Origin of the sequence: Pseudomonas sp. Pseusp97 (assembly GCF_047304025.1) — a bacterium.
GTDB lineage: Bacteria > Pseudomonadota > Gammaproteobacteria > Pseudomonadales > Pseudomonadaceae > Pseudomonas.
In genome coordinates this window covers 1-21,349 of record NZ_JBGLYK010000087.1, presented here as the reverse complement: position 1 = coordinate 21,349, position 21,349 = coordinate 1, and the positions used below count along the sequence as shown (strand labels likewise).

The 21,349-nt window shown below is 65.9% G+C and carries 21 protein-coding genes; 6 read left to right on the top strand and 15 right to left on the bottom strand.

The features are described from left to right. The 8 genes from ACCC94_RS15860 to leuC form a co-directional block, all read right to left on the bottom strand. On the bottom strand, positions 1 to 484 hold a 484-nt coding region (locus tag ACCC94_RS15860), incomplete at its 3' end, for a FimV family protein (RefSeq protein ID WP_413350446.1). A 168-nt stretch (positions 485 to 652) separates the two neighbouring features. After that, positions 653 to 1,663 carry an aspartate-semialdehyde dehydrogenase gene (locus tag ACCC94_RS15855; protein WP_413350445.1) on the bottom strand — a complete coding sequence of 337 codons (1,011 nt, stop codon included), beginning with the start codon at positions 1,661 to 1,663 and terminating at the stop codon, positions 653 to 655. A 95-nt stretch (positions 1,664 to 1,758) separates the two neighbouring features. Further along, the gene (locus ACCC94_RS15850) at positions 1,759 to 2,925 is read right to left on the bottom strand and encodes a FimV family protein (RefSeq protein WP_413350444.1); all 1,167 of its coding nucleotides are present in this window, start codon (positions 2,923 to 2,925) and stop codon (positions 1,759 to 1,761) included. A 284-nt stretch (positions 2,926 to 3,209) separates the two neighbouring features. Then, entirely contained in the window at positions 3,210 to 4,322 is a 1,113-nt protein-coding gene (gene asd / locus ACCC94_RS15845) for an aspartate-semialdehyde dehydrogenase (protein ID WP_205336664.1), read from the bottom strand. 80 nt (positions 4,323 to 4,402) lie between these two features. Then, positions 4,403 to 5,485: a 3-isopropylmalate dehydrogenase gene (gene leuB, locus ACCC94_RS15840; protein ID WP_413350443.1), complete on the bottom strand. Its 1,083-nt coding sequence runs from the start codon at positions 5,483 to 5,485 to the stop codon at positions 4,403 to 4,405. Between the two features lie 73 nt (positions 5,486 to 5,558). Further along, complete coding sequence (locus tag ACCC94_RS15835; protein WP_413350442.1) at positions 5,559 to 6,323, bottom strand: class I SAM-dependent methyltransferase; 765 nt, start codon at positions 6,321 to 6,323, stop codon at positions 5,559 to 5,561. Between the two features lie 33 nt (positions 6,324 to 6,356). After that, positions 6,357 to 7,001 (bottom strand): 3-isopropylmalate dehydratase small subunit, encoded by a 645-nt coding sequence (gene leuD / locus ACCC94_RS15830; RefSeq protein ID WP_413350441.1) that lies wholly within the window; start codon positions 6,999 to 7,001, stop codon positions 6,357 to 6,359. A gap of 11 nt (positions 7,002 to 7,012) precedes the next feature. Continuing rightward, complete coding sequence (gene leuC, locus ACCC94_RS15825) at positions 7,013 to 8,440, bottom strand: 3-isopropylmalate dehydratase large subunit (RefSeq protein WP_413350440.1); 1,428 nt, start codon at positions 8,438 to 8,440, stop codon at positions 7,013 to 7,015. A gap of 166 nt (positions 8,441 to 8,606) precedes the next feature. Here leuC and ACCC94_RS15820 point away from each other — a divergent pair, with 166 nt between their 5' ends. Beyond that, positions 8,607 to 9,500, top strand: coding sequence for a LysR family transcriptional regulator (locus ACCC94_RS15820; RefSeq protein ID WP_017520368.1), 894 nt, complete (start codon positions 8,607 to 8,609; stop codon positions 9,498 to 9,500). 112 nt (positions 9,501 to 9,612) lie between these two features. Next, on the top strand, positions 9,613 to 12,489 hold the full coding sequence (locus ACCC94_RS15815) for an EAL domain-containing protein (RefSeq protein ID WP_413350439.1): 2,877 nt from the start codon (positions 9,613 to 9,615) through the stop codon (positions 12,487 to 12,489). Between the two features lie 6 nt (positions 12,490 to 12,495). Here ACCC94_RS15815 and ACCC94_RS15810 read toward each other — a convergent pair whose 3' ends face one another. Then, positions 12,496 to 13,119: a helix-turn-helix domain-containing protein gene (locus ACCC94_RS15810; RefSeq protein ID WP_413350438.1), complete on the bottom strand. Its 624-nt coding sequence runs from the start codon at positions 13,117 to 13,119 to the stop codon at positions 12,496 to 12,498. Positions 13,120 to 13,230: 111 nt separating this feature from the next. Here ACCC94_RS15810 and ACCC94_RS15805 point away from each other — a divergent pair, with 111 nt between their 5' ends. The 3 genes from ACCC94_RS15805 to ACCC94_RS15795 are packed head-to-tail and all read left to right on the top strand — an operon-like array spanning position 13,231 to position 15,862. Next, positions 13,231 to 14,343, top strand: a complete 1,113-nt coding sequence (locus ACCC94_RS15805) for an NAD(P)/FAD-dependent oxidoreductase (protein WP_413350437.1) — start codon at positions 13,231 to 13,233, stop codon at positions 14,341 to 14,343. Between the two features lie 18 nt (positions 14,344 to 14,361). Further along, positions 14,362 to 14,736 (top strand): RidA family protein, encoded by a 375-nt coding sequence (locus ACCC94_RS15800; protein ID WP_192430233.1) that lies wholly within the window; start codon positions 14,362 to 14,364, stop codon positions 14,734 to 14,736. A 58-nt stretch (positions 14,737 to 14,794) separates the two neighbouring features. Further along, entirely contained in the window at positions 14,795 to 15,862 is a 1,068-nt protein-coding gene (locus ACCC94_RS15795; RefSeq protein WP_413350436.1) for a hypothetical protein, read from the top strand. Between the two features lie 84 nt (positions 15,863 to 15,946). Here the strand turns inward: ACCC94_RS15795 and ACCC94_RS15790 are convergent, their stop codons facing one another. Next, complete coding sequence (locus tag ACCC94_RS15790; RefSeq protein WP_017520362.1) at positions 15,947 to 16,393, bottom strand: Hsp20 family protein; 447 nt, start codon at positions 16,391 to 16,393, stop codon at positions 15,947 to 15,949. A gap of 147 nt (positions 16,394 to 16,540) precedes the next feature. On the opposite strand from ACCC94_RS15790, the gene ACCC94_RS15785 reads away from it, so the two are divergent. Continuing rightward, positions 16,541 to 17,287 (top strand): SDR family oxidoreductase, encoded by a 747-nt coding sequence (locus ACCC94_RS15785; RefSeq protein WP_413350435.1) that lies wholly within the window; start codon positions 16,541 to 16,543, stop codon positions 17,285 to 17,287. Positions 17,288 to 17,406: 119 nt separating this feature from the next. On the opposite strand, the gene ACCC94_RS15780 is transcribed toward ACCC94_RS15785, so the two are convergent. From ACCC94_RS15780 to ACCC94_RS15760, 5 genes are all read right to left on the bottom strand, one after another. Next, on the bottom strand, positions 17,407 to 18,366 hold the full coding sequence (locus ACCC94_RS15780) for a tRNA dihydrouridine synthase (RefSeq protein WP_413350434.1): 960 nt from the start codon (positions 18,364 to 18,366) through the stop codon (positions 17,407 to 17,409). 74 nt (positions 18,367 to 18,440) lie between these two features. Then, complete coding sequence (locus tag ACCC94_RS15775; RefSeq protein ID WP_413350433.1) at positions 18,441 to 18,896, bottom strand: acyl-CoA thioesterase; 456 nt, start codon at positions 18,894 to 18,896, stop codon at positions 18,441 to 18,443. After that, entirely contained in the window at positions 18,893 to 19,543 is a 651-nt protein-coding gene (locus ACCC94_RS15770; protein WP_413350432.1) for a bifunctional 4-hydroxy-2-oxoglutarate aldolase/2-dehydro-3-deoxy-phosphogluconate aldolase, read from the bottom strand. Before ACCC94_RS15770 ends, ACCC94_RS15775 begins: the two co-directional genes overlap by 4 nt. Positions 19,544 to 19,711: 168 nt before the next feature. Beyond that, a complete protein-coding gene (locus tag ACCC94_RS15765) occupies positions 19,712 to 20,551 on the bottom strand; it encodes an alpha/beta fold hydrolase (protein ID WP_413350431.1) in 840 nt (279 codons plus the stop codon). Between the two features lie 13 nt (positions 20,552 to 20,564). Further along, the gene (locus tag ACCC94_RS15760; protein WP_413350430.1) at positions 20,565 to 21,104 is read right to left on the bottom strand and encodes a TetR/AcrR family transcriptional regulator; all 540 of its coding nucleotides are present in this window, start codon (positions 21,102 to 21,104) and stop codon (positions 20,565 to 20,567) included. Positions 21,105 to 21,349: the final 245 nt, after the last annotated feature.

Sequence of the window (21,349 nt, the reverse complement as noted above, 5' to 3'; positions counted from 1 at the left end):
GCGCTGCGGTGGCGGACGGACGGACTACCGGAGCCGGTACGGCCATCGGCGCGCGCGGCACGGCAGCGGCGGTCTGCGGGGAATACAGCGGCGGATCGAGCAGCACGGTGTACTCGCGCAGCAAGCGGCCGTTGGGCCAGAGCACTTCCACGAGGAAGTTCAGGTAGGGTTCCTGCACCGGCCGGTCGGAGGTCACGCGGATGACGCTCTTGCCGTTGGGCTTGACGATGGGCGTGAACTTCAGCCCGGTCAGGAAATACTGGCGGTCGACGCCGGCCTTGTTGAAGTCTTCCGGCGAAGCCAGCTTCGGGATCACCTCGGCCGAGGACAGGTCGCGAACTTCGACCAGCTCGATCTCGGCGTCCAGCGGCTGGTTCAGTGCCGAACGCAGGTGGATGTCTCCCAGCCCCAGCGCATGCGCCATGCCCGAGGTCAGTGCCGAAGCAGCTGCGATTGCCTGCACCAGTTTGCGAAGCCGGACCATATATTAATCCCTTGTTTTAATAGCTTTTTTCTGGATTAGAACAACGTCTATCGGGCGCCGCTGCCCATTGCACTGGCCGTTTTCACGGCAGTGTTCTCCCCTGTCAGCGACGTTCCCGGCCAGTATTGCCAAGCTAGAATACTTCTTCAAATATTCGGTAAGTATCTTTTACAGATAGTGTTTTATCAACAATTCGCCCAAGTTCACAGCATTTAGGGCTGCGCCTTTTCTCACATTATCTGACGCAATCCACAAATTCAGTTCGCACGAATCTGTCAGACCAGTACGTAGGCGACCAACGTAAACACTATCCTGCCCCTGCGCATCGCCGATGACAGTCGGATAATCGTCTTCCACCAGCTCGATGCCGTCGGCTGCGTCCAGCGCGGCGCTGACCGCCGCCAGGGCAACCGGTGCCGCCGTCCTGATGGAAAGCATGAGGGTATCGCCGAAGAATACCGGAGCCAGACTGCAGGTGACGCTCAGGCCATCCTTCAGCTCGGGGAACAGGACGGCGAGCTCAGCCGCGATGCGGCGTTCGACCGCCGAATAACCCTGCTCGTCGACGTCACCCAGCTGCGCCAGCATATTGAAGGCGAACTGGCGATCCACCAGGCGCGGTTCCAGAGGACGGGCATTGAGCAACTCGGCGGTCTGCCGCGCCAGCTCCTGCACGCCTTCGCGCCCCAGCGCGGAAGCGGACAGGCAGGCGCTCACCGTGACCTGGCGCAGCTCCACGACGCCACGCAGTGCGGCAAGCACTTCGGCCACCTCGGCGGCGGGCGCGGCCGGGGCGGCAATCAATGCGGGAAGTTGCAGGGCCTCGACGGCATCGCCATTCACGCAGGCCTGGGCCAGCAACGCAGCAGCGTCGTTCAGCGCTGCACCGCTCAGGTCGATCACGCTGCAGCCGGCCTCGCGGGCACGGGCGGTGCAGTCGGCTGCAGCTTCGGCGCCCACGGAGAGGAAGGCCAGACGCACCTTGGCGAAGTCGAAATCGTCGAGCTTGCCGACCCGGATGTTGCGCCCACGGAAGGCAATCGACTTGCCAGCAGACTCGCCACTGGCCAGCAGATACAGGTTGGCGACGGGGAAGTCGCGCTCTTCCAGCAGTTCGACCAAAGCCTCGCCAACGAGTCCTGTGGCGCCTACTACGGCGATGTCGAGTGTTTCAGGCATCCGGGGTCTCACAATCGGTGGGGAAAGTAGCGCAGCACTTTACTGCCCCCACCAGCGGCGAAGCAATCGAGGGCTCCGCCGCCTATCGCCGCAGCTCAGGGACGCGGCGCGCCGTCCGTAGCCTGTGCGGTCAGCGGCGCAGTCGCCTGGGCGACCTCCCCTGCCGACGCCTGCGGATTGCCCGCTTGTGGAGCGGCCTGCGCCTTGGCGCGATCCTGCTCGGCCAGCCGCGCGATCAGGCCGGCGATCTGCGAGTCCTTCAGTTCGATCAGCTTGTTCAGTTTCTGGGTCTGGCTTTCCAGGTCGGCAATCCGGCTGCGCAGCTCGTCGCCTTCGCGGCGCGCGCTGTCCAGGCCTTCCTGGGCCACGGCCAGTTGCTCGGCGTCGACCTTGCCCTTGACCTTGCCCGGCTGGCCGGAGACCAGACGCAGGTTGTCGCGCTCATCGGCTTTCGCCGGCGCGCTGCCCGCCTCGGCCTTGTGGGTGGCGTCCAACTGACGCCCCTGCTGCGCCAGCTGCGGATTGCGCTTGGCCTTCCACTGCGAATTCTGGGCTTCGACATGCGCCACTGCCTGGGCGTGACTCTGTTCGCGAACCTGTTGCTCGCTGGGCAGGCGCAGCACCTGGCCGACCTTCAGGCGATTGATGTTGCCGTCGACGAAGGCATCCGGATTCATTCGCTGCATCGCCGCCATGGTCTGCATGACCGAGACGCTGCCGGACGGACGATTGCGCGAAGCGATGTCCCACAGCGCGTCGTTGCGCTGGATGCGGTAGCTGTCTGAGGCCGCCGCACTCGCGCCTGAAGGCGCCAGCGGTTGCGCCTGTGGCGCGCGGACGGCTGCCACCGGGGCGATGGCTGGTGGGGTCACAGGACTGGCCGCGTAGGTCGGTGGGTCCAGCAGCAGGGTGAACTCACGCACCAGACGCCCCTGTGGCCAGACGACCTGGAGGACGAAGTTCACGTAGGGCTCGCGGATCGGCCTGGACGAGCTGACATGAATCACGCCTCGACCGTTCTTGCCGACGTCCGGGGTGAACTTCAGCCCACTGGTGACGACGTTGCGGTCCACACCCAGGCGTTCGAAGTCTTCAGCCGAGGCAAGGCTCACCACGACTTCCTCGGAGCTCAGGTCAGCCGCGCCGCGCAGGTCGATATTGGCCGAGAGGGTCTGTCCCAGCGCCGCCCGCGAGGAGATGTCGCCCAGTTCCAGGGCGCCTGCCATGCCCGGCATGAACGCCGCGGCGACTGCCGTCGCCAACCACAATCTGTGTAACCGAGCCATTCTCTCCCCCGCTGCTTGCTTGCCGTCGGCCGGCGCGAAAGGGCGCGCCGAAACCTGTCCCCATGGACGGGCTGCGAGGATAGCGACTGGTTCCCGGTGGCTTTTGCGGGTACGTCACAGAAACTGGCGCCAAAGAGCCGGCAGCCGAACGGACTGGCGGTTTTGTGCGGCGGTTCACCTACACACCGGGAACTTTTCGTGCTCCGGAAAGCACAACGCCGGCTCGAGGCCGGCGTTGTGGATACCTTTGAAGCGGCGGATCAACGCTCCAGCAGGATGCGCAGCATGCGGCGCAGCGGCTCGGCAGCGCCCCACAGCAGTTGGTCGCCGACGGTGAAGGCACCGATGTACTGCGAGCCCATGTTGAGCTTGCGCAGGCGACCGACCGGAACGCTCAGGGTGCCGGTGACGGCTGCCGGAGTCAGTTCGCGCATGCTGATCTCACGCTGGTTGGGGATCAGCTTGACCCAGGGGTTGTGCTGGCTGATCAGGCCCTCGATGTCCGCGATGGGCACATCCTTGTTCAGCTTGATGGTCAGCGCCTGGCTGTGGCAGCGCATGGCGCCGATGCGCACGCAGATGCCGTCCACCGGGATAGGGTTCTTGAAGCGGCCGAGGATCTTGTTGGTCTCCGCCTGGCCTTTCCACTCTTCACGGCTCTGGCCGTTGGGCAGTTCCTTGTCGATCCACGGGATCAGGCTGCCGGCCAGCGGCGCGCCGAAGTTCTCGGTCGGCATGGCATCGCTGCGGATGGCTTCGGCGACCTTGCGGTCGATGTCGAGGATGGCGCTGGACGGATTGGCCAGGTCATCGGCGACGGAAGCGTTGATGGCGCCCATCTGCTTGATCAGCTCGCGCATGTTCTGCGCGCCGGCACCCGAGGCTGCCTGGTAGGTCATGGCGCTCATCCACTCGACCAGACCGGCCTCGAACAGGCCGCCCAGGGCCATCAGCATCAGGCTGACGGTGCAGTTGCCGCCGATGTAGTTCTTGGTGCCGGCGTCCAGCGAGTTGTCGATGACCTTGCGGTTCACCGGGTCGAGGACGATGACCGCGTCATCCTGCATGCGCAGGCTGGAAGCGGCGTCGATCCAGTAGCCCTGCCAGCCGGCTTCGCGCAGCTTGGGGAAGACTTCGCTGGTGTAGTCGCCGCCCTGGCAGGTCAGGATGACGTCGAGGGTTTTCAGTTCCTCGATGCTGTAGGCGTCTTTCAGGGGGGCAATGTCCTTGCCAATGGACGGACCTTCGCCACCCACGTTGGAGGTGGTGAAGAACACCGGCTCGATCAGGTCGAAGTCCCGCTCTTCCAGCATCCGCTGCATGAGCACCGAACCCACCATGCCACGCCAACCGATCAGACCTACACGCTTCATCGCTACTACACCTTCAAATATTTAGAGGGCCGTCGCTCCCACCTTTTCAGCAAGGGCCGGGAGCGAGCGAACCGGAGAGATTACAGATTCCGCAGAGCCGCGACTACCGCATCGCCCATTTCGCGGGTACCGACCCTGGTGCAGCCTTCGGACCAGATGTCGCCGGTACGCAGGCCCTGGTCGAGCACCAGGCTCACGGCCTTCTCGATGGCGTCGGCGGCGGCGCCTTCGTTGAAGGTGTAACGCAGCATCATCGAGACCGAGAGGATGGTCGCCAGCGGGTTGGCGATGCCCTTGCCGGCGATGTCCGGCGCGGAACCGTGGCAAGGCTCGTACATGCCCTTGTTGTTCGAATCCAGCGAGGCAGAAGGCAGCATGCCGATGGAGCCGGTGAGCATGGAAGCCTCATCCGACAGGATGTCGCCGAACATGTTGTCGGTGACCATCACGTCGAACTGCTTCGGCGCACGGACCAGCTGCATGGCGGCGTTGTCGACGTACATGTGCGACAGCTCGATGTCCGGGTAGTCCTTGGCGACTTCCTCGACCACTTCGCGCCACAGCTGGCTGGAGGCCAGGACGTTGGCCTTGTCCACCGAGCACAGCTTCTTGTTGCGCACGCGGGCCATGTCGAAGCCGACGCGGGCGATGCGGCGGATTTCGCTCTCGCTGTACGGCAGGGTGTCGTACGCCTGGCGCTCGCCGTTCTCCAGCACGCGTTGCTCGCGCGGCTGGCCGAAGTAGATGCCGCCAGTCAGCTCGCGGACGATGAGGATGTCCAGGCCGGCGACCACTTCGGGCTTCAGGCTGGAAGCATCGGCCAGCTGCGGGTAGAGGATGGCCGGACGCAGGTTGCCGAACAGGCCCAGTTGCGAGCGGATCTTCAGCAGGCCGCGTTCGGGGCGGATGTCACGCTCGATCTTGTCCCACTTCGGGCCACCCACGGCGCCCAGCAGCACGGCGTCGGAGTTGCGCGCGCGCTCCAGGGTCTCGTCGGCCAGCGGCACGCCGTGCTTGTCGATGGCGGCGCCGCCGATGACGTCCTCGGTCAGCTCGAAGCCCAGGGCGAACCTGTCGTTGGCCAGCTCCAGCACCTTGACCGCTTCGGCCATGATTTCCGGGCCGATACCGTCGCCGGGGAGAACCAGAATCTGTTTGCTCATCGCTTGTTTCCTTCGGAAAAGATTGAAAGCCGCAGGCTCCTGCCAGGAGCCTGCGGCTTGAAGCTTGCTGCTGCTATTTGGTCGCCCAGAGCACCAGCACGTCGGTGCTGAAGGAGCCCTCGGCGTCGATCTCGAAATACTCGCGCACCTCTTCGCCCATCGAAAGCTGCAGGGCACGAATGGCCTGACGCATCACCTCGGGCGTGCGCATGCGCTCGACCCAGGAGGTGAACTCCAGGCGCAGGCGCTGGCGTTTGGCAGCGGTGACTGCGAGGCCCGCTTCGCCGACCAGTCGGGCCCACTCCGACGGGGAGTAGTCACGCACGTGGCTGGTGTCGCGCAGGACTTCGACAGTCTGCAGATAGGTGTCCAGCAGAGGCAAGCCCGGCGCGGCGACATCGATGAAGCAGGCCACGCCGCCCGGCTTGAGCACCCGGCGCACTTCGCGCAGCGCCTGGCCGACATCCCGCCAGTGGTGCGCGGAATAACGGCTGAAGACGAAGTCGAACTCGCCGTCCTCGAACGGCAGCCGCTCGGCGGCGCCACAGCGCGTGGCAATGTTGCCCAGGCCGCGCTCGGCGGCGGCCGAGGCCACCACGTCGAGCATCTGCTGGGAGAGGTCGTAGGCGATCACTTCATCGCAAAATTCCGCGATCTGGAAGCTCACATGCCCAGCACCACAGCCAAGGTCGAGCACGCGCGAGCCGGCGTCAGCCGCCACGGCCTCGCGCAGCAGCGCGAATTCCTCGCCCTGGGCGTGAACGGCACTGGTCAGGTACGCGTTGGCCTGGGCGCCGAACTGGCGCTGGACCACTTGCTCGTGACGACTCTCGGTCATGCTGCTCTCCTTGACGCGATGGTGCGACGCCGCTCAGGCGTCGCGGAACAACCAGGGCTGGTTCTGCTTGTAACCGGCTTCGAAGCTGCGAATAGCGTCGGCATCCTGCAGGGTCAGGCCGATGTCGTCCAGGCCGTTGAGCAGGCAGTGCTTGCGGAACGCATCCACTTCGAAGCTGTACTGCTTGCCGTCCGGACGGGTCACGGTCTGCGCAGCGAGGTCGACGGTCAGCTGGTAACCCTCGGTGGCTTCGCACTGGGCGAACAGCTCGTCGACTTCCTCATCTTTCAGGATGATCGGCAGCAGGCCGTTCTTGAAACTGTTGTTGAAGAAGATGTCGGCGAAGCTCGGCGCGATCACGGTGCGGAAGCCGTATTCGTCCAGCGCCCACGGCGCGTGCTCGCGGGAGGAACCGCAGCCGAAGTTCTCGCGGGCCAGCAGCACGCTGGCACCCTGGAAGCGCGGGAAGTTGAGGACGAAATCCTTGTTTACCGGACGCTTGGAGTTGTCCTGGTTCGGCTGGCCCACATCGAGGTAGCGCCACTCGTCGAACAGGTTCGGGCCGAAGCCGGTGCGCTTGATCGACTTGAGGAATTGCTTGGGGATGATCTGGTCGGTGTCGACGTTGGCGCGGTCGAGCGGCGCGACGAGACCGGTGTGCTGGGTAAAGGCTTTCATGTTCGGTCTCCTCAGGCCTGCATCAATTCACGAACGTCGATGAAACGACCGGTCACGGCAGCCGCGGCGGCCATCGCCGGGCTGACCAGGTGGGTACGACCACCGGCGCCCTGGCGGCCTTCGAAGTTGCGGTTGGAGGTGGACGCGCAATGCTCGCCGCTCTCCAGGCGGTCCGGGTTCATCGCCAGGCACATGGAGCAGCCCGGTTCACGCCATTCGAAGCCGGCTTCGATGAAGATCTTGTCCAGGCCTTCCTGTTCGGCCTGGGCTTTCACCAGGCCCGAGCCCGGCACGACCAGTGCCTGCTTGACGGTGGCGGCGACCTTGCGACCCTTGGCCACGGCGGCGGCGGCGCGCAGGTCTTCGATGCGCGAGTTGGTGCAGGAGCCGATGAACACGCGGTCCAGCTGGATATCGGTGATCGCCTGGTTGGCGTTCAGGCCCATGTACTTCAGCGCACGGACGATGGAATCGCGCTTGACCGCATCGGCTTCGGCCGCCGGGTCCGGCACGTTCTGGTCCACCGCGAGGACCATTTCCGGGGAAGTACCCCAGCTGACCTGCGGCTTGATGTCCTCGGCACGCAGCTCGACGATGGTGTCGAAGTGCGCATCGGCGTCGGAAACCAGGTCGCTCCAGGCTTCCACGGCCTTGTCCCAGTCGCAGCCCTGCGGCGAGAACGGGCGGCCCTTCACGTATTCGATGGTCTTCTCGTCGCACGCCACCATGCCGACGCGGGCGCCCGCTTCGATGGACATGTTGCAGATGGTCATGCGGCCTTCCATGGACAGGTCGCGGATGGCGCTGCCGGCGAACTCCAGGGCATGGCCGTTGCCGCCGGCGGTGCCGATCTTGCCGATCACCGCGAGGACGATGTCCTTGGCGGTCACGCCGAAGGGCAGCTTGCCTTCCACGCGGACCTGCATGTTCTTCATCTTCTTGGCGACCAGGCACTGGGTGGCGAGCACGTGCTCCACCTCGGAGGTGCCGATGCCGTGGGCCAGCGCACCGAAGGCGCCGTGGGTCGAGGTGTGCGAGTCGCCACAGACCACGGTCATGCCCGGCAGGGTCGCGCCCTGCTCCGGGCCGACCACGTGGACGATGCCCTGGCGGACGTCGTTCATCTTGAATTCGAGGATGCCGAAGTCATCGCAGTTCTCGTCCAGGGTCTGCACCTGGATGCGCGACACTTCGTCGGCAATGGCCGCGAGGCCGCCCTTGCGCTCGACCTGGGTGGTCGGCACGTTGTGGTCCGGGGTGGCGATGTTCGCGTCGATGCGCCATGGCTTGCGGCCGGCCAGGCGCAGCCCTTCGAAGGCCTGCGGCGAGGTCACTTCGTGGAGGATGTGGCGGTCGATGTAGATGAGCGACGAGCCATCGTCACGGCGCTTCACCTCGTGCATTTCCCAGAGTTTGTCGTAGAGCGTCTTGCCGGCCATCAGAGAGTCCTCATCAGCGTCTTTCTATGCCCCTTGGGCTTGTGGGGACGATCCTAGGGAAAGGCGCCGAATAACTCAAATTCATATTTTTTATCCAAAGGATTCCCACGAGGAATACTGTGCGTTATAAAAGTTGGGCGCCGCTTCCAGAGCGCAGGGAGTCGACATGGACCTGACCAGCCTCAACACCTTCCTCGCCATCGCCGAATCCGGCAGCTTCTCCGAAGCCGGCGAGCGTCTGCACCTGACCCAGCCGGCAGTGAGCAAGCGCATCGCCGCCCTGGAGAACCAACTGGGTGTGCGCCTGTTCGACCGCGTCGGTCGCGAAGTCACCCTCACCGAGTCCGGCCGCGCCCTGCTGCCGCGCGCCTACCAGATCCTCAGCGTGCTGGACGACACCCGCCGCGCCCTGACCAACCTGAACGGCGAAGTCAGCGGCCGACTGGTCCTGGCCACCAGCCACCACATCGGCCTGCACCGTCTGCCGCCGCTGCTGCGCGCCTTCACCAAGGCCCACCCGCAGGTGGCACTGGACATCCAGTTCTGCGACTCGGAAGTCGCCTACGAGGAAATCCTCCATGGCCGCGCCGAACTGGCCGTGATCACCCTCGCCCCGGAAACCGCCGAGCCCGTGCGCGCCGTGCCGGTGTGGGACGACCCGCTGGACTTCGTCGCCGCTCCCGAGCACCCGCTGTCGGTGCAAGGTCCGGTGTTCCTCGCCGACGTGGCGCGGCACCCGGCGGTGTTCCCCGGCGGCAACACCTTCACCCACCATATCGTGCGGCGCATGTTCGAGGCCGAGGGCCTGACGCCGAACATCGGCATGAGCACCAACTACATGGAGACCATCAAGATGATGGTTTCCATCGGCCTGGCCTGGAGCGTCCTGCCGCGCACCATGCTCGACGACAGCGTGGTCCGCCTGCCGCTGCAGGACATCCAGCTCAGCCGTCAGCTCGGTTACATCCTGCATACCGAGCGCACCCTGTCCAACGCCGCACGGGCCTTCATGCGCCTGCTCGACGCCCAGGCGGCCGGACTTGCGCCCGTCGCGGCCTAACCTCTATTGTTCTGACAGAACTAGAAGAAGGGGCCCGAATGCCCGTCCGCAGACCCGTTCGCGTTAGCCGGCCCCACTTGGCCGGCGCCGCCAGATACAGGGGGAGCGCCGCATGAGCCGCGATCCGCACACGCCCCCGCACGCCTCCGTCGGACAGGACAAGTTCGCCAAAGCCTTTCATACCGCGCCTGACGCCATGGTCATCACCGACCGGGACAGCGGACAATTCCTCGAACTCAATGCCAGTTTCGTCGACCATTTCGGCTGGAGCCGCGACGAAGCCCTCGGCCGCACCTCCCTTCAGCTGGGTCTCTGGCGCAGCCTCGACGAACGCCAGCGGATGCTCGACAAGATCACCGCCGAGCGGCAGATCGACGGCTTCGAAGTCACCCTGCTGACCCGCACCGGCGAAATCCGCAGCGCCCGCGTCTACGGCTGTCAGATCGATCAGGACGGCCGCCCCTGCCTGGTGCTCACGGTGCGCGACATTACCCGTGTCCGCGCCCAGGAGCAGGCCCTGCGCGACAGTCAGGAACGCCTGGACCTGGCGCTGGATTCCGCGCAGCTGGGCATCTGGGACTGGCACATCCCCAGCGGCCTGCTCTACGGCTCGGCGCGCGCCGCCGTTCTGCACGAATTGCCTGACCGGGATTTCCACGGGCCCTTCGGCGAGTTCTTCGCCTGCGTCGACAAGACCGACCGCCAGCGCATGCGCCAGGCCTACGCGCGGCTGGTCCGCGGGCCGGAGAACGACTACCAGTTCACCTACCGCGCCCAGCTCGGCTCCGGTGAAGTCCGCTACCTCGAAAGCCGCGCGCGACTCTACCGCGACGCCGAGGAAAAGCCGCTGCGCATGGCCGGCACGCTGCTCGACATCACCGACCGGGTCTTGCGCGAACGCAGCCTGCAGGCCTCGGAAGAGAAGTTCGCCAGCCTGTTCCAGGGCAGCCCGGACCCGATCTGCGTATCACGGGTGCGCGACGGCGAATTCATCGAGGTGAACCCGAGCTTCTGCAGCACCTTTGGCTGGAATGCCGAGGACATCATCGGCCGCTCGTCCCACCAGATCACCTTCTGGGCCGATGACCAGCAGCGCTCGCGACTGTTCGAGCAACTGATGCGCGACCACTCGCTGCAGAACATCGAGGTGCAGTTCCTCACCCGCGACGGCCGCCCGATTACCTGCATGATCGCCAGCCGGCTGATCTGGGTGGACCGCCAGCTGTGCATCCTCTCCAGCTTCCGCGACGTCACCCGGCGCCTGGTCGCGGAGGCGGCGCTCAAGGCCAGCCAGGAGAAATTCGCCAAGGCGTTCCACTCCAGCCCCGACGCCATCACCATCACCGAGCGCGAGACCGGCCGCTATATCGAGGTCAACGAAGGCTTCCACCGTCTCACCGGGTTTCGCCCGGAGGAGGTGCTGGGGCAGACCTCGCTGGAGATGAACATCTGGGCCGACCCGGACGAGCGCCTGAACATGATCGCCGCGCTGAACCGCGACGGCTTCGTCCACCACCTGGAAATGCGCGGCCGCCACCGCGACGGCACGATCAGGACGGTGGACGTGTCGGTGGAACCGATCGAGCTGGGCGGCCTGGACTGCCTGCTGCTCACCGCCCGCGACACCAGCGAGCTGCGTGAGGCCGAAGCGCGCATCCAGCACCTGGCCTACCACGACGCCCTGACCGACCTGCCCAACCGCGCCCTGCTGATGGACCGCCTCAAGCAGCAGATTTCCCTGCTGCAGCGCCACAGCCTGCGCGGCGCCTTGCTGTTCCTCGACCTGGACCATTTCAAGCACATCAACGATTCCCTCGGTCATTCCGTCGGCGACTCCATCCTGCAGATGGTCACCGCGCGCCTGGAGGCCAGCGTGCGCCAGGAAGACACGGTGGCGCGCCTGGGCGGCGACGAATTCGTGGTGCTGCTCACCGGCATCGAGGGCAGCCGCCTGGAAACCGCCCAGCAGGTCCGCCTGCTGGCAGAAAAACTGCGCGACCTGCTGGCGGAGCCAATGCTGCTCGACGGCCATCGCCTGCAGATCACCCCGAGCATCGGCATCGCGCTGATCCCCGACGACGGCGCAACCCCCGACGACCTGCTCAAGCGCGCGGACATCGCCATGTACCGCGCCAAGGACGCCGGGCGCAACACGGTGCAGCTGTTCCACGAGTCCATGCAGCAGGCCGCCAGCGAGCGCCTGCGCCTGGAGAACGGCCTGCGCATGGCGCTCGCCCGGCGCGAATTCACCCTGCACTACCAGCCGCAGGTCGATGCGCGCGGCTCGCGCATCGTCGGCGCCGAGGCCCTGCTGCGCTGGAGCCACCCCACCCGTGGCCCGCAGTCGCCGGCCAGCTTCATCCGGGTGCTGGAGGACAGCGGCCTGATCGTCGAAGTCGGCCAATGGGTCATCGAGGAAGCCTGCCGCACCGGTGCGCGGCTGCTCGCCGAAGGCCGCATCGAGGTCGAGAACTTCAGCCTGAGCGTGAACATCAGCCCGCGGCAATTCCGCCAGAACGATTTCGTCGAGCGTCTGCTGGGCGTATTGCACAAGGTCAAGTTGCCGCCCAGCCTGCTCAAGCTGGAGATCACCGAGGGCATCGTGATCCAGCAGCTGGACGACACCATCGCGCGCATGGAGCGCCTGCGTGAAGCCGGCGTGCAGTTCGCCATGGACGATTTCGGCACTGGCTATTCCTCGCTGACCTACCTCAAGCGCCTGCCGGTGGACAGCCTGAAGATCGACCAGAGCTTCGTGCGCGACGCGCCGAGCAACAGCAACGACGCGGAAATCGTCCGCGCCATCATCGCCATGGGACACAGCCTCGGGCTGGAGCTGATCGCCGAAGGGGTGGAAACTCCGGAGCAGCTGGTGCTGCTGACCGAGCAGGGCTGCCACCTGTACCAGGGCTACCTGTTCGGCCGGCCGGTGCCGCTGGACGACTTCATCGCCCTGCTGCCGGGCCGGGACAGCCAGCAGGCGACCTGAGGCCCGCTATTGCGCGGGCCGCAACTCCGACATCACCACCATCACCTGCGCCTCGTCGGCATCGCCGTCGTTGAGGTAGAGGTGACCGACGCTGCTGTCAAAATAGGCCGTTTCACGCAGGCCGATACTCACCGACTCGCCGGTCTCGAACTGGATGCGTACGCGGCCGGCCACCACCATGGCGAACTCCTGGCCGGGATGGCGGACGTAGTCGTCGAACTCGCCCACCTCGCGGGCGAAGATGCGCGCATAGAGCGGCGTCATGCTGCGTTGTGGGAAATCGCCGGCGATGGGGTAGTACTCGTAACCGCCGGTGTCATAACCGGCGGCCTCATCGACGCGGGTCTTCACGAAAGTCTTCAGCCCCACCAGCCCACCGACGGACGGTTGCGGACGAAACAACTGGGCGATATCCACCTGCAGGGCGCGGGCAGCAGCGGCCAGCTTGTCGTAGCTCACCGCGACCTGCGCCAACTCCATCTTCGAGAGGGTGGAAACCGCCACGCCAGACAGGTCGGAGAGCTGTTTCAGGGTCAGCTTGCGCTGCTTGCGAACCGCCCGCAGACGCGCACCGACTTCGTCTCGATCCAGTTGCTGGGGCTTGGGTAGTGCCGGGGCGGTTTCGCTCATGGGACATCTCGTGAGGGGGCCGACGAAAGTTTACCGGGCCTTGCCTTTGGCGCAAAAATTCTCATATCTTAGATTTCTCACATAAGAGAAAACCCGGGGAAGGCCCTTGCCGTGAGCCATTTCGATTTCGTCATCATTGGCGCCGGCATTGCCGGCGCCTCCCTCGCCTACCGCCTGAGCGAGACCCACAAGGTGCTGGTGCTGGAGCGCGAAGAGCAGCCCGGCTACCACGCCACCGGGCGTTCCGCCGCGATGTTCATGGAGGCCTACGGTACGCCGCAGATCCAGGCGCTGACCCGCGCCAGCCGCGCCTTCTACGAAAACCCGCCGGCGGGCTTCAGCGAGCACCCGATCCTCACCCCGCGCGGCTGCCTGTATGTCGGCGGCCCGGAACACGTCGAGCAGCTCAAACAGGCCGAGGCCACGCCGGGCGTCCAGCGCATCAGCACCGAACAGGCGCTGGAATTCCTCCCCGTCCTGCGCGCCGACGCCATCATCGGTGCGCTCTACGAGCCGGATGCCCGCGACCTCGATGTACATGCCCTGCACCAGGGCTATCTGCGCGCGCTGCGCCAGCGCGACGGCGAGCTGCGCTGCAACCGCGAACTGCTGTCGGCTGAATTTGCGGATAACGCGTGGACGTTGGAACTCAGCCAGGGCGAAACCGTCCAGGCCGCGCAACTGGTCAACGCCGCCGGCGCCTGGGCCGATCACGTGGCCGAGCGCTGCGGCATCCGCCCCGTCGGCCTGCAACCCTGCCGCCGCACCGCCTTCACCTTCCCGGCACCGGATGGCGCGGACATCAGCCGCTGGCCGACGGTGATCGGCATCGACGAAAGCTTTTACTTCAAGCCCGATGCCGGCCAGTTGCTCGGCTCACCCGCCAACGCCGACCCGGTTCAGGCGCAGGACGTGCAGCCCGAGGAGCTCGACATAGCCCTGGGCGTGTACCACATCGAGGAACACACCACCCTGGCGATCCGCCGGCCGAACCACAGCTGGGCCGGCCTGCGTTCCTTCGTTGCCGACGGCGACCTGGTGATCGGCCAGGACGCGCAGAACACGGCGTTCTTCTGGCTGGCCGCCCAGGGCGGTTACGGCATCCAGTCCGCCGACGGCGTGTCGCGCCTGGCCCAGTCGCTGCTGCTCGGCCAGCCGCTGCCCGAATCCCTGCGCCAGGAAGGCGTCGATCCCCAGCGCCTGAGCCCGGCGCGCCTGCGTTAATTCCCCGGAGAAAATCCCATGAGCGATATCCAGCGTTACCCCAGCACCCTGCCCTTCCCCTTCTCCCGCGCCGTGAAGGCCGGCGGCTTCCTGTTCCTGTCCGGACAGATCCCGATGACCGCCGATGGCCAGGTGGTGAAAGGCGACATCCAGACCCAGACCGAAGCGGTGATGACTCGTATCGCCGAGAGCCTGGAGGCTTGCGGCGCGAATTACTCCCAGGTGGTGAAGGCCACGGTATGGCTGTCGGACATGGCGCACTTCGCCGGCTTCAACGAGGTGTACAAGCGTTACTTCGACCAGGGCCTGCCGGTGCGTTCCTGCGTGGCCTCGGCACTGGCGCTGGGGGTGGATGTCGAGGTGGAAGTCCAGGCGTACGTCGGCCAGGCGTGATCCTTTTCGGCTCCGCCGCGGGCGGGGCCGCTCTCATAACAACAACAGAGTCTCGATCATGAAAACCAGTCTCAAGCTCGGCGGTGCCTACATCGGCCTGGTGGTGGGCGTCGGCTTCGCCTCGGGCCAGGAAATCCTCCAGTTCTTCGGTGGCTTCGGCCTCATGGGCCTGGCCGGCGCGCTGGTGGCGCTGGCGCTGTTCGCCTTCCTGCTGATGAACCTCTACCAGATCGGCAGCCGCCTGCAGACCCAGTCGCACAAGGAAGCCATGGAGTACATCTGCGGCAAGCCGCTGGGCCGCGTCGTCGACCTGATGCTGACCTTCTTCCTGTTCGGCACCATGGTGGTCATGTTCGCCGGCGCCAACTCATCGTTCGAGCAACAACTGGGGATCGGCCATTCCATCGGCGGCATCGTCCTCGGCGTGCTGACCGTCATCACCGTGTGCCTGGGCCTGAAGCGGGTGATCACGCTGATGAGCCTGATCACTCCGGTGCTGATGATCATCGTGGCGATCATTGCCGTCTATGCGCTGACGCACATTCAAAAGCCGCTGGCGGAGCTGGAGCAGATCGCCCTGGCGGTGCCGCACCCCGCGCCCAACTGGCTGCTCGGCGCGCTGCTGTATGTTTCCTACAACGTTGCCGCCACCGCGGCGGCCGTGGTGGTGATGGGCGGCAGCGTGGCCAACCTGCGCACCGCCGCAATGGGCGGTGTGTTCGGCGGCATCGGCGTGGGCGTACTGATCCTCGCCATGGCCCTGGTGATGCTGGTGCAGATCGACGTGATCGGCGGCAGCGCCATCCCCACCCTGCTGCTGAGCAACAACATCGCGCCCTGGTTCGGCGACGTGATGCTCGCCCTGCTGCTGGTGAAGCTGTACTGCACCACCAGCGGCTTCGCCTACACCCTGGCCGCGCGCTGCGCTGCGTATGGCGTGCCGTTCCGGGTGGCGACCGTGGCCGCGGTGGTGCTCGCGTTCATCGCCAGCCAGGTCGGCTTCGTCAAGCTGGTGGGCCTGGTCTATCCCGCCATGGGCTACCTGGGCTTCGTGCTGATGGCAGCCATCGTCTTCGCCTGGTGGCGCAACCGCTCGGCGCCGCTGCCCGACCAGCAGAAGGCCTGATCGAAGCACAAACGAAAACGCCCGTCTCGCAAGAGACGGGCGTTTTGCTTTGCAGCTACGGCCCGGCTGGTGCCGGGAAGCTGCTTAGCCTTCGATGGCCGGTTGCTGGCCGTTGATGGCGATGCGCTTGGGCTTGGCTTCTTCCGGAACGATGCGTACCAGGTCGACACTGAGCAGGCCGTTCTTCAGCGATGCGCCCTGGACCTCGATATGGTCGGCGAGGCGGAACGACAGCTTGAAGGCGCGCTGGGCGATACCCTGGTGCAGGTAGGTGACGCTCTCGGAAGCCTTTTCGCGCTTACCGCCGTTGACGGTCAGCACGCCGCGCTCCACTTGCAGTTCCAGGTCTTCTTCCTGCAGGCCGGCGGCGGCGATGACGATGCGGTAGCTGTCGTCACCATGCTTCTCGACGTTGTAGGGCGGGTAGGAACTGCCGCTTTCACTGCGCAGGGCGGACTCGAACAGATCGTTGAAGCGATCGAAACCGACGGACTGGCGGAACAGCGGGGCGAGGGAAAGGACGTTGCTCATGGCGAATCTCCTGAATATTTCAGCAAGGTATGATCTGGAGCCTGAGATCAGAACTCCGGTGCGGGACCCGTCTTCGGCTTCCCGCAGGGACATAGATTGGGACGGCAGAATCGGTTTCAAGCCCGTTTTCGAAAAAAGGATTTCATCGTGAAAAAGGTCATGCTGATCACCGGCGCCAGCCGCGGCATCGGCGCCGCCACCGCGCTCCTGGCAGCCGAGCGCGGCTTCGCCGTGGCGCTCAACTACCGCCGCGAGCGCGAAGCAGCCGAGGCGCTGGTCGCGCAGATCGAGAAGTCCGGCGGCGAGGCACGCGCGTTTGCCGCCGACGTGGCGAATGAAGACGACGTGCTGCGGCTGTTCCGCGAAGTCGACGAGGCCTTCGGCCGCCTCGACGTGCTGGTGAACAACGCCGGCATCCTCGAACGCCAGATGCGCCTGGAAGACATGGACGTGGCGCGCCTGCAGCGGGTGTTCGCGGTGAACGTCACCGGCACCTTCCTCTGCTGCCGCGAGGCGGTGAAGCGCATGGCGCGCAAGCAGGGCGGCAGCGGCGGAAGCATCGTCAACGTCTCGTCCATGGCCTCGCGCCTGGGTTCGCCCAACGAATACATCGACTACGCCGCCGCCAAGGGCGCGGTGGACAGCCTGACCATCGGCCTGGCCAAGGAAGTGGCGAGCGAGGGCATCCGCGTGAATGCCGTGCGGCCGGGGTTGATCAGGACCGAGATCCACGCCAGCGGCGGCGAGCCGGGCCGCGTCGAGCGCCTGCAATCGGCGATTCCACTGGGGCGTGGCGGCGAGGCTGAAGAAGTGGCGCGGGCGATCCTGTTCCTCGCCTCGGACGAGTCCAGCTACAGCACCGGCAGTTTCGTCGACGTCAGCGGTGGGCGCTGATTCAAAATCGTGACGCACGCTTTTGTAGGAGCGAGCTTGCTCGCGAACGCGGTCTATCCCGATGCATTGGTGTTGGGCGGTTCGCGAGCAAGCTCGCTCCTACGAAGAGCAGTACGGAGTCAGGCGGCGACTTCGATCTCGACCTGCAGCATCCTGTCCAGCACTTCGCAGTCATGCTCGCGGCGCACCTGGGCGAACAACTCCACCGCCTCGGGATAACTGCGGGTCAGCATGCCCAGCCACTGTTTCAGGCGCCCCGGTGCGTAACGCGGCGCCAGCTTGCGCCGGGCCTGGCGCCAGAAGTCGTCGAGCAGCACGCGCACTTCCGACCAGGGCATCGGCAGCACTTCGCGGCCATCGCGCCACGCGGCGATCTGCCGGGCGAGATCAGGGCGGGAAACCAGCCCGCGGCCGAGCATGATGTCCGACACGCCGCTGATGGAGCGGCAACGGTGATAGTCCTCGAGGGTCCAGACTTCGCCATTGGCGAACACCGGCACCTTCACCGCGTCCGCCACTTTCGCCACCCACTCCCAATGCGCCGGCGGCTTGTACCCGTCGGCCTTGGTCCGCGCGTGCACCACCACATGGGCGGAACCGGCGTCAGCCAGGGCGCGGGCGCAGTCGATGGCGCCGTCCGGACTGTCGTAGCCCAGGCGCATCTTCGAAGTCACCGGAATGTGCGTCGGCACCGCGCGGCGCACCGCCTCGATGATGCTGAACATCAGATCGGGTTCCTTGAGCAACACGGCGCCGCCACGGGAGCGGTTCACCGTCTTGGCCGGGCAGCCGAAGTTCAGGTCGATCACCGGAGCGCCCAGCTCGCAGGCCTGCACCGCGTTCTCCGCCAGCAGCTGCGGGTCGGAGCCGAGCAGTTGCACGCGCATCGGCACGCCGGCGCGGGTGCGGCTGCCATGCGCCAGTTCCGGGGCGAGCGCCAGGAAGGACGAGGGCGGCAGCAGCCGGTCGTTGATGCGGATGAATTCGGTGACGCACCAGTCGATGCCGCCGACGCGGGTCAGCACATCGCGAAGGATGTCATCTACCAGCCCCTCCATCGGGGCCAGGGCAATCTGCACGGGAAAATCTCGGGCCAGGGAAGGCCGCGGATTGTAGGGAATGCGCCGCGCCGGGAAAAGCGCGGCACGACGGATCACGCGCCGGCGGCCACGGTTTCCGGGGAGAGCAGCGCGCGGCCGTAACCTTCGATGAACTCCACCGGCATGCGCCTGGGCTTGCCGCTGGACAGCTCGATGCAGACGAAGGTGGTCTGGGCGCGCAGCAGGGTCAGCGCATCCGCCGGGCGCACCAGCTGGAAGTGACGGGTCATCTTCAGGCGCTGGTCGGACTCGACGATCCAGGTCGCCAGCTGCAACTCATCACCCTCGTAGGCCGCAGCCAGGTAGTCCACCTCGTGGCGCACCACGGCCATGGCGCGATCCAGCCGGCGGTATTCGGCCAGGTCCAGGCCCAGGCTCTGCGAGTGGCGCCAGGCGCAGCGCTCCAGCCAGCTGACGTAGACGGCGTTGTTGGCGTGGCCGAGGCCGTCGATGTCCTCGGACTTGACTTCGATATCGATGACGAACGGGTCGGGCAACTGCCAACTCATGAAGCGTGCTCCAGGCTTGCGGCCAGCGCGATCGCTTCGGCGGCCAGTTGGGTGATCTGGTCCCAGGCGCGGGCGCGGACCAGGCTGGGCGGCGCGATCCAGGTGCCGCCGACGCAGGCGACGTTGGGCAGGCGCAGCACGTTGAGCAGGTTTTCCTGGGTGATGCCGCCGGTCGGGCAGAAACGGATGCCGGCGAAGGGCGCCTTCAGGCTCTTGAGCATCTTGATCGCGGCATTGCCGTCGGCCGGGAACAGCTTCAGCGAGCGATAGCCGTACTCCAGCGCCACCAGCACTTCGGAAGGCGTCATGACACCCGGCAGGAACGGCATCTTCGCGTCTTCCGCCGCCGCCACCAGGCGCGGCGTGCAGCCGGGGCTGACGGCGAATTGCGCGCCGGCGTCGCGGGCTTCCTGGAACTGCTCGGTGTGGATCAGCGTACCGGCGCCGACGATCATTTCCGGCAGCTCGCGGCGGATCTCGGCCACCGCGTCCAGCGCCTGCGGTGTGCGCAGGGACACTTCCAGCACCCGCACCCCGCCGTCATACAGGGCGCGGGCCAGGTCACCGGCCAGCGCCACCTCATCGACCACCAGCACCGGCATGACCGGGCGCGCCTGCTGCAGCACCCAATCCATCGAAAGACTCATGCATTCCCCCAGTCGGCCACCCGCGTGCGCAAGACCTCGCGCCCAGGCCGGGGCGGCCGGAAATGCCCGAAAGTCTACGCCAGCGCGCCGGGCCTGACGACCCGCAACGGGCCATCATGCAACGAAAACGGCGGCCCTTTAGCCGCCGTTATCAGGCTGGTGAATGGTTCAGGAAGCCAGTGCCAGGGGCAGCGGCATGTCCACCTCTTCCAGCAGCTCCAGAATCGCCTCGGTCACCGCAGCATCGGCCAGTACGCGATGATGCCCACCGCTTTTCAGGCGCAGCAGACGACTGCGCGGCCAGGCCTCATGGATGGCCGTGGCCTCGCCCACGCGCACGTACTTGTCGTCCTCGGCGTGTACCACCAGGCCGGGGAAATCCAGGTCATAACGCGCGACGTCCAGTTGCCTGGCGGCGATGCCGGTGCGCGCCTCCATCAGGCGGATGAAGTGCGAGCGCGCCAGCGGCGGCAGCCCGACCATTCCAGAGAAGCCGCGCAGGACGCCCAGCACGTTGCCTGGCGCACCGATGGTCACCAGCGTTTCGGTACGCAACCCCATCTGGGTAGCCAGCAGCGCGCTGGCGCCGCCCATGGAGTGGCCGATCACGGCGCGCAGCGGAGGCAGCTCGCTGGAGGCTTCCAGCAGTGCGCGGGCGAACAGCACGATATCGGCCTCATGGCCGGGCGAGCGGCCATGCCCCGGCCCGTCGAGGGCGATCACGCCGTAACCGGCACCCACCAGCTTCTCGATCAGCGTGGCGAACTGGGTAGGCCGCCCTTCCCAGCCATGCATCAGCAGCACGGCCGGGCCTTCGCCCCAGCGCAGCGCGGACAGGCCGAAGCGCAGCGTGACGCGCTCGGAACTGGTCAGCAGCGGCAGCTCCCAGTCACGCGGGGCATATTCATTGGGCGTCACGAACAGCTGACGCATGCGCTGCGCCGCCCATTTCGGCGCGACGCGGCCCAGGGTGGCGTTGATTCCTCGAACCCAGCTCAGACTGTTCATTTGCCGTATCTCCTCAGATCACCGCTTTCTTCGCGGCACGCAGGACGCGATCGGACAGGTCGCCATCGCCCAGGGCACGGGCCAGCGCCAATCCACCAATCATCAAGGCCATGTCGCTGAGCACGGTGTCGATTTCCTCGGGGCGGCCGGCCAGCGCCGCGACCATCAGCTCCACGTGCTCCTCCAGGGTCTGACGGAACTCTTCCGGCAGATTGGCCAGCTCGTTCAGCGAACTGGGGATGGGGCAGCCCTCCTCCTCGGTATCGCGGTGCTTGCGCGACAGGTAGAACTGCGCCGTCAGCGCCCGGCGCTCGGCAAAGCTCAGCCGCGGATCGAAGCGCTTGAGCCCTTCGCGGCGCTTGGCGAGCAGTTGCCGGAAGGCCTCCAGCATCAGAGCGTCCTTGCTCTCGAAGTGCGAGTAGAAGCCCCCCACCGTCAGCCCGGCCGCCGACATCACCTCGCCCACGCTGGGGCTCACCGGGCCGTGCTGCAGCAGCGCGCTGGTGGCGGCAGACAGGATGCGTTCGCGGGTCTGGGCTTTCTTGTCGCTCATGGCTGGCTCCTGGCTCGGGGAAAATATTATGAGGAGAATATTATTCTCATAATAAAAATCGGCAAGCGGAAACCGTGACCACCGGTCGGAGGAAAATGTTTAGGAAGGGAAAAAACAAAAGGGCCACTGAAAGTCTCAGTGGCCCTATAGGCATCGCAGAGCGATAAAAATGGCGTCCCCTAGGGGACTCGAACCCCTGTTACCGCCGTGAAAGGGCGGTGTCCTAGGCCACTAGACGAAGGGGA